The 14516-nt window shown below is 66.4% G+C and carries 14 protein-coding genes; 11 read left to right on the forward strand and 3 right to left on the reverse strand.

Annotated elements, in window-relative coordinates:
* Positions 1 to 9 precede the first annotated feature (9 nt).
* The 3 genes from BST47_RS10865 (at position 10) to BST47_RS10875 (ending at position 4370) form a co-directional block, all read left to right on the forward strand.
* Positions 10 to 2652, forward strand: coding sequence for a glycosyltransferase family 1 protein (locus BST47_RS10865; RefSeq protein ID WP_083125565.1), 2643 nt, complete (start codon positions 10 to 12; stop codon positions 2650 to 2652).
* Positions 2649 to 3494: a virginiamycin B lyase family protein gene (locus tag BST47_RS10870; protein ID WP_083125566.1), complete on the forward strand. Its 846-nt coding sequence runs from the start codon at positions 2649 to 2651 to the stop codon at positions 3492 to 3494. The genes BST47_RS10865 and BST47_RS10870 overlap by 4 nt, the downstream gene beginning before the upstream one ends.
* Before the next feature lie 120 nt (positions 3495 to 3614).
* Positions 3615 to 4370 (forward strand): MspA family porin, encoded by a 756-nt coding sequence (locus BST47_RS10875; RefSeq protein ID WP_234809659.1) that lies wholly within the window; start codon positions 3615 to 3617, stop codon positions 4368 to 4370.
* Here the strand turns inward: BST47_RS10875 and BST47_RS10880 are convergent.
* The 3 genes from BST47_RS10880 to BST47_RS10890 form a co-directional block, all read right to left on the reverse strand.
* Positions 4367 to 5809 (reverse strand): neutral zinc metallopeptidase, encoded by a 1443-nt coding sequence (locus tag BST47_RS10880; protein ID WP_083125567.1) that lies wholly within the window; start codon positions 5807 to 5809, stop codon positions 4367 to 4369. The two genes, BST47_RS10875 and BST47_RS10880, sit on opposite strands and share 4 nt — an antisense overlap.
* 76 nt (positions 5810 to 5885) lie before the next feature.
* Complete coding sequence (locus BST47_RS10885) at positions 5886 to 7781, reverse strand: ATP-dependent DNA helicase (RefSeq protein ID WP_272937634.1); 1896 nt, start codon at positions 7779 to 7781, stop codon at positions 5886 to 5888.
* Positions 7782 to 7873: 92 nt separating this feature from the next.
* Complete coding sequence (locus BST47_RS10890) at positions 7874 to 9127, reverse strand: nicotinate phosphoribosyltransferase (protein WP_234809676.1); 1254 nt, start codon at positions 9125 to 9127, stop codon at positions 7874 to 7876.
* Between the two features lie 180 nt (positions 9128 to 9307).
* Here BST47_RS10890 and clpS point away from each other — a divergent pair, with 180 nt between their 5' ends.
* Genes clpS through murI form a run of 8 tightly spaced genes read left to right on the forward strand, consistent with a single transcriptional unit; the run spans position 9308 to position 14479 of the window.
* Positions 9308 to 9610 carry an ATP-dependent Clp protease adapter ClpS gene (gene clpS / locus BST47_RS10895; protein ID WP_083125570.1) on the forward strand — a complete coding sequence of 101 codons (303 nt, stop codon included), beginning with the start codon at positions 9308 to 9310 and terminating at the stop codon, positions 9608 to 9610.
* A 7-nt stretch (positions 9611 to 9617) separates the two neighbouring features.
* On the forward strand, positions 9618 to 10199 hold the full coding sequence (aosR, locus tag BST47_RS10900; RefSeq protein WP_083125571.1) for an oxidative stress transcriptional regulator AosR: 582 nt from the start codon (positions 9618 to 9620) through the stop codon (positions 10197 to 10199).
* Between the two features lie 2 nt (positions 10200 to 10201).
* A complete protein-coding gene (locus BST47_RS10905) occupies positions 10202 to 11221 on the forward strand; it encodes a P1 family peptidase (RefSeq protein WP_083125572.1) in 1020 nt (339 codons plus the stop codon).
* Between the two features lie 47 nt (positions 11222 to 11268).
* The gene (locus BST47_RS10910; RefSeq protein ID WP_083125843.1) at positions 11269 to 11682 is read left to right on the forward strand and encodes a M67 family metallopeptidase; all 414 of its coding nucleotides are present in this window, start codon (positions 11269 to 11271) and stop codon (positions 11680 to 11682) included.
* A 24-nt stretch (positions 11683 to 11706) separates the two neighbouring features.
* Positions 11707 to 11988 (forward strand): MoaD/ThiS family protein, encoded by a 282-nt coding sequence (locus BST47_RS10915; protein ID WP_083125573.1) that lies wholly within the window; start codon positions 11707 to 11709, stop codon positions 11986 to 11988.
* A complete protein-coding gene (locus tag BST47_RS10920; RefSeq protein ID WP_083125574.1) occupies positions 11989 to 12960 on the forward strand; it encodes a cysteine synthase in 972 nt (323 codons plus the stop codon).
* Positions 12951 to 13649, forward strand: a complete 699-nt coding sequence (locus BST47_RS10925) for a rhomboid family intramembrane serine protease (RefSeq protein ID WP_083125575.1) — start codon at positions 12951 to 12953, stop codon at positions 13647 to 13649. The genes BST47_RS10920 and BST47_RS10925 overlap by 10 nt, the downstream gene beginning before the upstream one ends.
* A complete protein-coding gene (murI, locus tag BST47_RS10930) occupies positions 13646 to 14479 on the forward strand; it encodes a glutamate racemase (protein ID WP_083125576.1) in 834 nt (277 codons plus the stop codon). Before BST47_RS10925 ends, murI begins: the two co-directional genes overlap by 4 nt.
* The last annotated feature ends 37 nt before the right edge of the window (positions 14480 to 14516 follow it).

A 14516-nucleotide genomic window follows, 5' to 3' on the forward strand; every position in this document is an offset into this window, starting at 1 on the left:
GATGGCCCCATGAAAGCTCTGAGAAGGTTCACCGTTCGCGCCCATCTGCCCGATCGCATCGAGGCGCTCGAACGGCTATCGATCAACCTGCGATGGTCATGGGACAAGCCGACCCAGGACTTGTTCGCGACGATCGACCCAGAGCTCTGGCAGCAGGTCGGATGCGATCCGGTCGCGTTGCTGGGACAGGTCAGCCCCAAACGGCTCGACGGGCTCGCCGCCGACGAATCGTTTGTCCGTCGGCTCGATGAACTGGTCGCCGAGCTGGACGATTACCTGTCCCGGCCGCTCTGGTACCAGCAGCAACTCGAGGACGGTGCACAGCTGCCGAACGGCATCGCGTACTTCTCGATGGAGTTCGGCGTCGCCGAGGTGCTGCCCAACTACTCCGGTGGTCTGGGCATTCTGGCGGGCGACCACCTGAAATCCGCCTCCGACCTCGGTCTGCCGCTGATCGCGGTCGGACTGCTCTACCGGTCGGGTTACTTCCGGCAGTCGTTGACCGCCGATGGCTGGCAGCACGAGAGTTACCCGTCGCTGGATCCGCAGGGGCTGCCGCTGCGCCTGCTCACCACTGCCGATGACAACCCAGTGCTGGTCGAAATCGCGATGCCCGAGGGCAACGAACTGCGCGCCCGCGTCTGGATCGCCCAGGTCGGCCGAATTCCGTTGTTGCTGTTGGATTCTGACATTCCGGAGAACGACCACGATCTGCGCGGCGTGACCGACCGGCTGTACGGCGGTGACCAGGAGCACCGGATAAAGCAGGAGATCCTCGCCGGCATCGGCGGTGTCCGCGCGATCCGGGCCTTCATCGAGGTCGAGGGGCTGGCTTCGCCCGAGGTGTTTCACATGAACGAGGGGCACGCCGGGTTCCTTGGTGTCGAGCGCATCCGTGAGCTGATCGATGCCGGGCTGGATTTCGACACCGCCCTGACCGTGGTGCGCTCGTCGACGGTGTTCACCACGCACACGCCCGTTCCCGCTGGAATCGACCGCTTTCCGGTGGAGATGGTCAAGAGGTACTTCGGCAGCCCGCCCGATGAGCGCTCGCGCGAAGAGCACGGATCGAGCGGCCCGTCTGCTGAAAATTCGCGGTTGCTGCCCGGAGTCTCGCTGGACCGCATCATCTGGTTCGGGGCCGAGGACGACCCGTCGAAGTTCAACATGGCGCACATGGGCCTGCGACTGGCCCAGCGGGCCAACGGCGTCTCCCTGCTGCACGGCAAGGTCAGCCGCGGCATGTTCAACGAGTTGTGGCCGGGCTTCGACCCCGGCGAGGTGCCGATCGGCTCGATCACCAACGGTGTGCACGCCCCCACCTGGGCGGCCCCCGAATGGCTTGAGTTGGGCCGCGAACTCATCGGCAACGACGACCTCGGCATGCTGCGCGAGCCCGAGGTGTGGGGCCGGCTGCACGAGGTCGATCCAGGTCACATGTGGTGGATCCGTTCCCAGTTGCGGGCGAAGCTGGTCGAAGACGTTCGTGCGCGGCTGCGGCGATCCTGGCTGGAGCGTGGCGCGTCGGAGGCCGAATTACGCTGGATCGCAACGGCATTCGATCCGGATGTGTTGACCATCGGGTTCGCTCGACGCGTCCCGACATATAAGCGGTTGACCTTGATGCTGCGCGATCCAGAACGGCTGGAGAAGCTGTTGCTCGACAAGGATCGGCCGCTGCAGCTGATCGTCGCAGGCAAGTCGCATCCGGCCGACGACGGCGGAAAAGCGTTGATACAGCAGGTGGTGAAGTTCGCCGACAGGCCAGAAGTCCGACACCGGATCGCGTTCCTGCCCGACTACGACATGTCGATGGCGCGCCAATTGTATTGGGGCTGCGACGTGTGGCTGAACAATCCGCTGCGGCCGCTGGAAGCGTGCGGTACCTCGGGCATGAAGAGCGCACTCAACGGCGGACTGAACCTGTCGATCCGCGATGGTTGGTGGGATGAGTGGTATGACGGCGAAAACGGTTGGGAGATACCGACTGCCGACGGCCTGGCCGACGAAGGTCGGCGCGATGATTTGGAGGCGGCGGCTCTGTACGACCTGATGGAGAAGTCCGTCGCCCCCAAGTTCTACGACCGCAACGAACAGGGCGTGCCCGAACGGTGGGTGGAGATGGTGCGCCACACGTTGATCGCGCTTGGGCCGAAGGTGCTGGCCTCGCGGATGGTGCGCGACTACACAGAGAAGTACTACGCACCAGCCGCCCAATCGCTGCGCAAGACCGTCGAGGCCGGAGCTGACGGTGAACCGTTCGGTGCGGCAAGGGAATTGGCAGACTACCGGGAACGTGCCGCAGAGGCGTGGCCGAAGATCCAGATTACCGACGTCGACAGCTATGGGCTGCCGGACACTCCGGTGCTCGGTTCCGAGTTGACGCTGACCGCCACGGTCGACCTGGCGGATCTGACACCAGACGAGGTGTCCGTGCAGGCGGTACTGGGTCGCGTCGACGCCGGGGACACACTGGTGGGGCCGGTGACCGTGCCGATGCAGCACACCGGCACCGCCGACGGCGGCAACGAGACCTTCACGACGACAACACCGCTGCCGGTCGCGGGGCCGGTGGGTTACACCGTGCGCGTGCTGCCTCACCACCCGCTGTTGGCCGGCGACAACGAACTCGGACTCGTCACGCTCGCGTGACTGCCCTCACGGTCGCGATCGACGGCGGGCCCTATGCGTTGGCTGCCGGTCCCGACGGTGGGATATGGGTGACGCTCGTTCACCGCGGCGCGATCGCACGCGTGTCGTCGGGCGGTGACGTCGAGGTCTTTCCCGTCGCGCCCGCCAGCCGGCCGTCGATCATCACCGCGGGACCGGACGGTGCGCTGTGGTTCACCCGCAACGGCGACGACCGCATCGGGCGCATCAGCACGGCGGGGGAGCTGACCGAGTTCGAGCTGGGTGAGGACAGCGCACCCTACGGGATCACCGTCGGACCCGACCTCGGACTGTGGTTCACGACGATGACGACGGGCGAGGTCCGCCGAATCTCGGTCGACGGCGAGCTTTCTGACCCGCATCCCGTTTCAGGCGCGCCTTCGATGATCGTCGCCGGACCCGACAACGCGCTGTGGTTCACGCTCAACCAGCGCAATGCTGTCGGCCGGCTGGCACTGTCGGGCGACCTGACGGTGCGCGAATTACCCACTGCCGCAGCAGGTCCGGTCGGTATCGCGATGACGCACGACGACTCGATCTGGTTCACCGAAATCCTCGCTGAGCGGCTCGGCCGGATCCCGATGGACGAGGCGATCCAGGAGATCGACCTGCCGGGTAAACCGCACGCCGTGGTCGCTGATCCGGCCGATGGGGTGTGGGTGAGCCTGTGGGGCTCTAGTCAGCTGGCCCGCGTGAGCGCCGACGGCGAGATCATCACCATCGATCTCCCGCCGGGCAGTGAGCCGCACGGCCTGGCGATCGGTCCCGAGGGCGCGCTATGGGTCGCGCTGGAAAGCGGCTTCGTGGTGCGGATGCCTTTTTAGCGACTGTCGATTGCACGCGGATCGAACGATCTCGCCGACACCTGCTCGGCACCTGTCGCTGTCGGGTTAGGGTCCGAGGTCAGTGCGTTTCAATTGCGACGCCTGGGAAAGGGCTCGGCTGTGACGGTTGGGGAGGTGCTGCGACGCAGCATCACGGTATTTGCCATCGGTGGACTGCTGAGTGCGTCGCACGGAATCGCCGCCGCCCAGCCCCAGCCCGGGCCGCAGCCCGTTGTGGTCGACGCGGCGGCGGCCCCGCCGGAAGGCGTGCCGCCACCCCCGCCCGTCGACGAGGGACACGTCGAGTCCACCCCGCCCGCGGTGACCGAAGCGCCCGACGGGTGGACGCTCACACTGTCGGCCAGGGAGGAGACCCAAGCACCCATCCCGCCGCTGACGACGGCGTTGTCGTCGCGGGAGTACGTCGTCGGCGGAACCTTCATGGGCGAATTGAGAGGTCCGGACGAGGAGGAGCCCCCCGGCGGAACCCTGGAGGTCGGCTACGAGATCGGCTGCGGCATCGACATGAGCACGTCGAATGGTGTTTCGCTGACCGGCACGATGGGCTTGAACCCGTCGATCGGGCTGATCGGCATCGACGTCATCTCTCCGGGGATCGACGGCGTCCTGCCCGGACTGGGAGGAAACCTCGGCGCCGGTGTCACAGTCGGACTCAAGCCCGGCCTGATCAACATCATCCCGGTGACGAAGAAGGAGTACACGGGCGCCGACCCATGGGTGATGGTCAGCAAGTTCCGCGTCAAGATCGACGGTTGCGTCGGTGAGTCGTTCATCCGCTCGTATGCGTTCCTCACCAGGTCAACTGAGCAGTCTGAAGCCGTTCTGGCCTGGTACGGCGTGACGAAGAAGATCTAGTCGAACCGCTTGAAGCAGCGCTCCTGATCGCCGAGCACTCCGACGCGGAATGCGTCGATCCGAGAAAAGCCCGACGGCACCGATTCGCCGTTGACATCGCTGGCGGCCAACCCGTTGGTGAGTATCCCCGATACTGCTTCATCGACGTCGCCCGCGGTCAAAGTGATCGTGTTCCCGCCGGCCGTGCTGCTGTCCTTCGACAGCTCGGCGGTCGCGACACCGGTCAAACACGCGGTGCGCAACGCGGCCTGGGCGTTGTCGAGCGTCACGCCACCGTGCTCATGCTGGATGGCCTGCATATACCGGGACATCAGGACCGAATACGCGGTGTTGTCGCCGGTGGCCAGGCTGACGGAGTCGTCGTCGCTGTCCGACTGTGCGCCCATCGCCTCGAGTTCGGGGAGGTCCACGACGATCGTGTTGTTCGCCGGGCAGAACGAGACCGGCGGACTTTGTCGTACGTCGGGACAGTCGGCGGCTTCGAAGCTCAGTTGGGGCGGATTCTTCGGGCTGAACAACGTGTCCAACGCCCCGACGATGTCCTGCACGGACTTTTCGGTGATTGCCAATTCTCCGGTGTGATCCGAGGGCAGCAGCACGGGTAGGTCGCCGCGGCGCTGGCCGATCTCTCGCATGTCAATCGAAGCGCAGGCCTGCACGCCGTCGGTGAATCCGAACTGGAAGGCCGACACCCGTTCGAACGCCGAACCGTGTTCGTTGACGCCGACCTCGGGGTCATCGATGTTCAGCAACGGATCGCGGAAGCCGATGACGGCCGCGAGCACATTGTTCAGGCCTTCTCCGGTCGACAGCGTGAAGCGCGGCGATCTGTCCTCGGCGACCCAGCGCATGTACGCCCCGGCCAGGCAGTCGGCCTGCTGCTCCGCGACGAGCGTCTCGGTGTCGTCATCGGCCATGCCGGACTGGTACTGGATGGCGTGGCCGTACTCGTGCGCGAGCATCATCGTCAGGCCCATGTCCCCGTGGGCCTCCTGCAACGCAGGCAGGAATTCGCCGCGATCCCAGCCGATGGTGTGGTCGTCAAGGCAGTAGCCCGCGTTCACGATTCCGTACGTGCTGTCACCGCAGAAGTCGGTGTCGTCGAAACCGTTTGCGTCCCAAGAGATCAGCTCCGTCACCGGTTTGAAACTGCCATCGGACGATTCGCCATAGCTGGCTTCCCAGAATTCCTCGATATCGCTGATCGCCTGACGGCCGAGTTCGTCCATCTCGCCGTCGTCGGTGCCAAGCACATCCCGAGTCGGATCCGCGGGAACGGGTCGCAGCCCGCTCGTCCCCTCGGTGGCGGGCATACCGGCGACGCTGAAGGGATCGTCGAACACTGAAACCGCGTTGCCCCGCAGTGTCGTGCTGCACGACGTGATGATCAGTGCCGCAGAAATTGCGACTACGGCGCCCGCCAGGTGTCGTGGGGGCATTGACGCCGCCTTTCGGGGTCCGCCGGCGGCCCGGGCGGCCCGCACGTGGAATTAGCCGACAGAATAGTGAAAGGAATCAGCCCGCGCGTAAGCGTTCGAGCGCCCCGCGGACCCTGACCGAGTCGGTGGTTGCCCAGAACGGAGGCAGCGACGCCCGCAGAAACCCGCTGTACCGCGCGGTGGCCATCCGCGAGTCCAGTACCGCGACCACGCCGCGATCGTCGATGCGCCGCAGGAGTCGGCCGGCGCCCTGAGCCAGCAGCAGCGCCGCGTGGCTGGCGGCGACGGCCATGAATCCGTTGCCACCGCGGGAAGCGATCGCGCGCTGGCGTGCCGTCAGCAGCGGGTCGTCGGGCCGGGGGAACGGAATGCGGTCGATGAGCACGAGCGACAGTGACGGCCCGGGAACATCGACGCCCTGCCAGAGCGACAGGGTCCCGAACAGCGACGTCTCCGCGTCGTCGGCGAAGCGTGTCACCAGCGCCGACGTGGTGTCATCACCTTGACACAGCACGGGGGTGTCCAGACGGTCCCGCATGATCTCAGCGGCGGCCTTCGCGGCGCGCATCGACGAGAACAGGCCGAGTGTGCGGCCGCCCGCGGCGGTGATGAGCCCGGCGATCTCGTCGAGCTGTTCGGCCGATCCGGTGCCGTCGCGCCCCGGTGGTGGGAGATGTGCGGCGACGTAGAGGATGCCCGACTTCTCATGCTGGAACGGTGATCCGACGTCGATGCCGCGCCACCGGACCTTGTCGTCGTCACCGGCCAGCCCCCACGCCGACGCCATGGCATCGAACCTGCCGCCGATGGTCAACGTGGCCGAGGTGAGGACGGTCGTCGTGTGCTCGAACAGTCGGGTGCGCAACAGACCTGACACCGACAGCGGGGCCACGCGCAGGACCACTCGCGTGCTGCCGCGGTTCTCCTCTCGATCGAGCCACACGACGTCGGTGCGGTCCGGAATAGCCGGCACGAAGGAGTCCAGGATGCGCGAGGCGGTGTCTCCCATGTCGGTCAGCGCGGTGACCGCCTCGGCGCGCGCGGAGGCGGCTTTCGGGTCGCTCGGACTGGTGTCGATCGCCGATCGAACCCGGTGGGCGGCGTCGCGCAGCGCGGTCAGGTAGGTCGCCATCTCGTCGTCGAGCGTGTCGATCCGTCCCGGCGTGGCGTCGTGGATGACCGACGACAGCGTGGCGGTGGCGGCCTCCAACCGTTGCGCCAATTCCTGATCGACCAGCCGAGAAGAACGTCGATTCGCGACCGCCATCGACGTCGCCGAGAGTTCACCGGCGGCCACCGCGGTGACGCGGTCGACGAGTTCGTGTGCTTCGTCGACCACGAGCAGTTGGTGTTCGGGGAGCACGGCCGCATCCGATACGGCGTCAATGGCCAACAGTGCGTGGTTGGTGACGACGACATCGGCATGGCCGGCCTTGTCGCGGGCTTTCTCAGCAAAACAGTCGGTGCCGAACGGGCAGCGGGATACCCCGATGCACTCGCGCGCCGAGACGCTGACCTGTGACCACGACCGGTCGGGCACTCCCGGGGTCAGCTCGTCGCGATCACCTGTCTCGGTATCCGAGGACCACGCGACCAGCCGTTGCACATCGCGGCCGAGGGCTGACGCCGCAACCGGCTCGAACAGCTTGTCCTGTGGCTGTTCATCCGGCTCGGTCATCGATCCGTTGTGAATCTTGTTGAGACACAGGTAGTTTCCCCGGCCCTTCAGCAATGCGAACTCGGGGCTGCGCGGCAGCGCGCCGGTCAACGATTCGGCAAGCCGTGGCAGATCCCGATCGACCAGCTGGCGCTGCAGCGCGATGGTCGCCGTCGATATGACGACCGGCTCGTCGGTGGCGACCGCGCGCGCGATCGCGGGAACCAGGTACGCGAGGGATTTCCCGGTACCGGTGCCGGCCTGGACGGCGAGGTGTTCGCCGCTTTCGAAGGCATGCGCCACCGCCTCGGCCATCTCGATCTGGCCGGGGCGTTCTGCACCGCCGAGTGCGGCGACCGCCGTTGCCAGCAGTTCGGTGACGTTTCCGGTCTCGCCCGTGACAACTCCTAGTGACTCGCGGGAGAGATTATGCGGGTGGGGATGGCGGGTTCGCCGCGGGAGAGTTTCAGGCCGGCCCAGGGCAAGCTCAGCAGACCCGCCTTGACGCGTTCGCGCGCGGCGGAGAGATCGAATTCGGCCGTCGGTTCGCCCTTACGCATGATGTCGACCGTGAGGTCGCGTCCCGACTCGCCCTGGGGTCGCCGACCGTAGGGGTACACGACCTCCTCGAGGATCGTTCCAGTGTCCTTGCATGTCCGCATCGCCTGCTTGCGGCCGCCGTGAGATTCCTTGTGGCTGCTCCGTTTCTCCACGGGCAGACCGTCTACCTCGACCAGCTTGTAGACCATGCCGGCGGTCGGCGCACCCGACCCGGTCACCACCGATGTGCCCACACCGTAGATGTCGACGGGCTCGACGCGTAGTGCGGCGATGGCGTACTCGTCCAGGTCACCGGACACCACGATGCGGGTGTTGCGGGCGCCGAGGCCGTCGAGCTGTGCCCGCACCTGCCGGGCGAGCACGCCGAGATCGCCCGAGTCGATGCGGACCGCGCCGAGCTCCGGGCCCGCCACCTCGACGGCATTGGCCACCCCCTGCGTGATGTCGTAGGTGTCGACGAGCAATGTGGTGCCGACGCCGAGGGCTTCGATCTGAGCCTTGAACGCCGCCCTCTCGTCCGGACCGTTGCGATCGGTGTGCAGCAGCGTGAATGCGTGCGCACTCGTGCCCAGTGCCGGCACACCGTAGGTGCGCTGCGCCTCCAGGTTCGATGTGCCGGTGAAACCGGCGATATAGGCGGCGCGCGCAGCGGCGACCGCTGCCAGCTCGTGGGTACGCCGCGAACCCATCTCGATCATCGTTCGGCCGTCGGCGGCGCTGACCATGCGGGCTGCGGCCGAGGCGATCGCGGTGTCGTGGTTCAGGATCGACAACGCGAGGGTCTCCAGCACGACACACTCGCCGAACGTGCCGTGCACGCTCAATACCGGGGATCCCGGGAAGTAGAGCTCACCCTCACAGTAGCCGTCGATGTCGCCGCGGAACCGGTAGTCGGCGAGGAACGCCAGCGTCTCGCGATCGCAGAAATCCGAAAGCGCCGTCAACACGGATTCGTCGAACGTGAACTGTGCCAACGCTTCCACGAATCGGGCCGTTCCGGCGACCACGCCGTAGCGGCGCCCTTCGGGAAGCCTGCGGGCGAACACCTCGAACGTCGTCCGGCGGTCTGCGGTCCCGTCGCGAAGGGCGGCGGCGAGCATCGTCAGCTCGTACTTGTCAGTGAGTAACGCCGTAGAACCCGGGACCACACCGCAACCGTATCGGCTGAGCGGCCGCTGGCCTCGACTTGATCTCCTCGAGCACGCGTGTTGCGGCCCCCGCGGGGCGATCAGCACGATCCGGCGGACGTATGACCCGACTGTCTCGCTATCCTTGTCCACATGGTTACGCCGGCGAAGGCCCGACCGGGAACTCGCGAGGAACGGGACGTCGCCACTCTGGATGCGACGGATAGCCCGTGGGTGACCCTGGTCTGGGACGACCCGGTCAATCTGATGACATACGTGACGTACGTCTTCCAGAAGCTCTTCGGCTACAGCGAGCCGCACGCGACCAAACTCATGATGCAGGTGCACACCGAGGGTAAGGCCGTGGTGTCGGCAGGCAGCCGGGAGTCGATGGAGGTCGACGTGTCCAAGCTGCACGCCGCGGGCCTGTGGGCGACCCTGCAGCAGGACCGCTGATCCGACTGTGCGCAAATGGAAACGGGTCGACACCGCCGACGGCCCGCGCTTCCGATCGGCCCTGGCCGCTCACGAGGTATCGCTGCTGCAGAACCTCGCGACGTCCATGGTCGGAATGCTCAACGACCGCGAATCATCTTCTCCCGCTGATGAACTCCAAGAGATAACCGGGATGCGCACCGGTCACTCGTCGCCTCCGCAGGATGAGACGATGAAGCGGCTGCTACCGGACTTTTTCCGCCCGCAAACCGACCATCCCGCGGGTTCCGGTCCCGCCGAGAGCCTCAACAGTGCGCTGCGCAGCCTGCACGAACCGGCGATCATCGAGGCCAAACGTGAAGCGGCACAACGATTGTTGGACACCCTCCCACAACACGGCGGCAAGTTCGAACTCAGCGAAGATGACGCGCACGCCTGGGCGGCCGCCGTCAACGACATGCGGCTCGCACTTGGCACCATGCTCGGCGTAGCGCAGGATGCCCCTGCCGAACTGCCGCCTGAACATCCGATGGCGGGACATCTCGACGTGTATCAGTGGCTGACGGTGCTGCAGGAGTATCTGGTGGTCGGAATCATGGGCAGGTCGTGACCATGGGTGCGATCACGGATGTTGCCGGAATCCGCGTCGGCCATCACCACCGGATCGATTCCGATGCGGACCTCGGTTCGGGGTGGGCCACCGGAACAACCGTCGTTCTGACACCACCGGGGACCATCGGCGCCGTCGACTGCCGCGGTGGTGCACCCGGCACCCGCGAGACCGACCTGCTCGACCCCATCAACTCGGTGCGTCACGTCGACGCCGTCGTGCTCAGTGGTGGCAGCGCGTTCGGCTTGGCTGCGGCGCACGGGGTGATGGAGTGGCTAGAGGGGCAGGATCGCGGGGTGGCGATCGAGGGCGGCGTCGTACCCATCGTTCCGTCCGCGGTGATTTTTGATCTTCCGGTCGGCGGCTGGAAGTGCCGGCCGGACGCCGAGTTCGGTCGCGCCGCTGCCGAGAGCGCGGGTACCGACGTGGCCATCGGCACCGTCGGCGCCGGCGTAGGGGCACGCGTCGGGGTGCTCAAAGGTGGTGTCGGCACCGCGTCGGTGACGCTCGAGTCCGGCGCGACGGTAGGAGCGATCGTGGTCGTCAACGCCGCCGGTGACGCCGTGGATCCCGCGACCGGGCTGCCGTGGCTCGCCGACCAGATCGAGGAGTTCGGTCTGGTGTCCCCGCCGACTGATCAGATCGCGGCATACGCCGACCGCCACACCGAGCTCAGCCCGCTCAACACCACCATCGCCGTCGTCGCGACCGATGCGGTCCTCAGCAAGGCGGGGTGCCGCCGGATGGCCGTCGCCGCCCAAGACGGCCTGGCTCGCACCATCCGGCCGTGTCACACCCCGCTCGATGGAGATACGGTGTTTGCGCTGGCCACCGGAGCCATCGAGGTACCGCCCGATCCGGCGACACCTGCGTCGATGTCGCCGGAGGTGCCCCTGATCACCGCGCTCGGGGCGGCCGCGGCGGACTGCTTGGCCCGCGCGGTGCTGGTCGGCGTGCTGGCGGCCGAGTCGGTCGCCGGAATACCGACGTACCGGGACATGTTGCCCGGAGCGTTCGAATAAGCGGACGCGGGTCAGCAGTCGGCCGCGGTTAGCAGGGAGGAGTGAACGTGCTGGTGATCCGAGCGGATCTGGTCGACGCCATGGTCGCCCACGCCCGCGCTGACCACCCCGACGAAGCCTGCGGAGTGATCGCGGGACCGGAGGGATCCGATCGCCCGGAGCGGTTCATCGCGATGACCAACGCGGAGCGTTCGCCGACCTTCTACCGGTTCGACTCCGGCGAGCAGCTCAAGGTGTGGCGAGCCCTAGAAGACGCAGGCGAGGCCCCGATAATCATCTACCACTCGCATACCGCCACCGAGGCGTACCCGAGCCGCACCGACATCTCCTATGCGTCCGAACCGGACGCCCACTACGTCCTGGTGTCGACACGCGACCCCGATGAGCACGAGCTGCGCAGCTACCGCATCCTCGACGGCGTCGTCACCGAGGAACCCGTCAAGATCGTCGAGCAGTACTAGAACTTTGAAAGGAGTGACCGGCCCATGTCTGTCACCGTGTCGATCCCGACCATCCTGCGCTCCCACACCGGCGGCGAGAAGCGCGTCGCCGCGGACGGCGCAACCCTGAGCGCGGTGATCGGCGATCTCGAAGCGAACTACTCGGGCATCTCCGATCGCCTGATGGACAGTGCCAATCCTGGCAAGCTGAACCGGTTCGTCAACATCTACGTCAACGACGAGGACGTGCGGTTCTCCGGAGGGCTGGACACCGCCATCTCCGACGGCGACTCGGTGACGATCCTGCCCGCCGTCGCAGGTGGCTGAGTGACCCGATACGACTCCCTGATCCAGGCGCTGGGTAACACGCCGCTGGTGGGCCTGCAGCGGTTGTCGCCCCGCTGGAGCGACGAGGACGGCGCTCCGCACGTGCGCTTGTGGGCCAAGCTCGAGGACCGCAACCCGACCGGCTCCATCAAGGACCGGCCCGCGCTACGAATGATCGAGGATGCCGAGCGGCGGGGTGAATTACAGCCCGGCGCAACGATTCTCGAGCCGACCAGCGGCAACACCGGCATATCGCTCGCGATGGCGGCGCTGCTCAAGGGCTACCAGATGATCTGCGTGATGCCCGAGAACACGTCGATCGAACGACGGCAGCTGCTGGAGCTCTATGGAGCGCGCATCATCTACTCCCCGGCCGAGGGCGGGTCGAACACCGCGGTCGCGCACGCGAAAGAGCTTGCGCTGCAGAATCCTTCGTGGACCATGCTGTATCAATACGGCAACGTTTCAAACTCCCTTGCGCATTACGAGGGCACCGGCCCCGAACTGCTGGCGGACCTGCCGGAGATCACGCACTTCGTGGCGGGCCTCGGGACCACCGGCACATTGATGGGCACCGGGCGATTTCTGCGCGAGCAGAAGCCCGACGTGCAGATAGTGGCCGCCGAGCCGCGCTACGGCGAGGGTGTGTACGCCCTGCGCAACATCGACGAGGGGTTCATCCCCGAGCTGTACGCCGCTGAGGTGCTGACCACCCGGTTCTCCGTGGGTTCCTACGACGCGGTCAAGCGCACCCGTGAGCTCGTCCAGGTGGAAGGCATCTTCGCCGGCATCTCCACCGGTGCCGTGCTGCACGCCGCGCTTGGCATGGCGGCCAAGGCGCTCAAAGCGGGGGAACAGGCCGACATCGCGTTCGTCGTCGCCGACGCCGGTTGGAAGTATCTGTCGACCGGTGCGTACGCCGGTAGCCTGGATGACGCGGAGGACGCGTTGGAAGGGCAGTTATGGGCTTGACAGGTTCCGGATACCAGGGGCTGCCGGGGACGCCGGCGGAGCCGAAGAAGCGGCCGGCATGGATTGTCGGCGGCCTGACCATCGTCAGCTTCGTCGTGCTGCTGTGGGTCATCGAGTTGTGGGACTCGTTGACCAACCACCGCCTGGACAACAACGGCATTCGGCCACTGGAAAGCGACGGGCTGTGGGGGATCATCTGGGCGCCGTTGCTGCACTCGGACTGGAATCACCTGATCGCCAACACCGTGCCGGCGCTCATCCTCGGCTTCCTGATGACGCTCGCGGGGTTGTCGCGGTTCATCTTCGCTACGGCCATCGTCTGGATTCTCGGCGGCCTCGGCACGTGGTTGCTCGGCAACATCGGTGCGCACTGCCCGTACGTCGGCGTGCGCTGCGAGACCAACCACATCGGCGCGTCGGGGCTGATCTTCGGCTGGCTGGCCTTCCTGATCGTATTCGGATTCTTCACGCGCAAGATGTGGGAAATCGTCGTCGGCGTCGTGGTCCTGTTGGTCTACGGCAGCGTCCTGTTCGGGGTCCTGCCCGGCACCCCCGGCGTTTCGTGGCAGGGCCACCTGTGCGGTGCGATCGCCGGCGTCGTCGCGGCGTACCTGCTGTCCGGACCTGAACGCAAGGCGCGTGAACGTCGCAAGGTCACCGCGAAGAACCCGTACAACCTGACGTCGTGAGTTCTGCAACTGCGCCCGTCGGGATCTTCGACTCCGGGGTCGGCGGGTTGACGGTCGCCCGCGCGATCATCGACCAGCTACCGGATGAAGACATCATCTACGTCGGGGACACCGCCAACGGCCCCTACGGTCCGCTCACCATTCCAGAGATCCGCGGGCATGCGCTGGCGATCGGCGACGATCTGGTGTCCCGCGGTGTCAAAGCGCTTGTGATCGCGTGCAATACGGCGTCGTCGGCATGCCTGCGCGACGCCAGGGAGCGCTACGCGCCGGTGCCCGTGGTCGAGGTGATCCTGCCCGCCGTCCGGCGTGCCGTGGCCGCCACCCGCAACGGCCGCATCGGCGTCATCGGCACCGAGGCAACCATCGCGTCGGGGGCCTACCACGACGCGTTCGCGGCGGCGCGCGACACCGAGGTGATCGGGGTGGCATGCCCCCGGTTCGTCGACTTCGTCGAGCGGGGAGTGACAAGTGGACGCCAGGTGCTCGGCCTTGCGGAGGCGTATCTCGAGCCCCTCCAGCGCGCTGAGGTGGACACGCTGGTGCTGGGGTGCACGCATTACCCGATGCTGTCGGGTCTGATCCAACTCGCGATGGGCGACCAGGTGACACTGGTGTCCAGCGCCGAGGAGACGGCCAAGGACTTGCTGCGCGTACTCAGCCAATCAGATTTGCTGCATCCGCATCCGGGCGACGCGGGGCCCGCGGCTCGACGTCGTTTCGAGGCGACCGGCGATCCTGAGGCGTTCACCACACTCGCGGGTCGGTTCCTCGGTCCGACAATCGACGGTGTTCGCCCTGTTCAGCACACTGTCAAAGTCCAAAAATGAATTCGGTCACGCAAACCAGCGATGTTTTCGTCTTGCG

This window comes from Mycolicibacterium tusciae (genome assembly GCF_002086795.1).
GTDB lineage: Bacteria > Actinomycetota > Actinomycetes > Mycobacteriales > Mycobacteriaceae > Mycobacterium > Mycobacterium tusciae.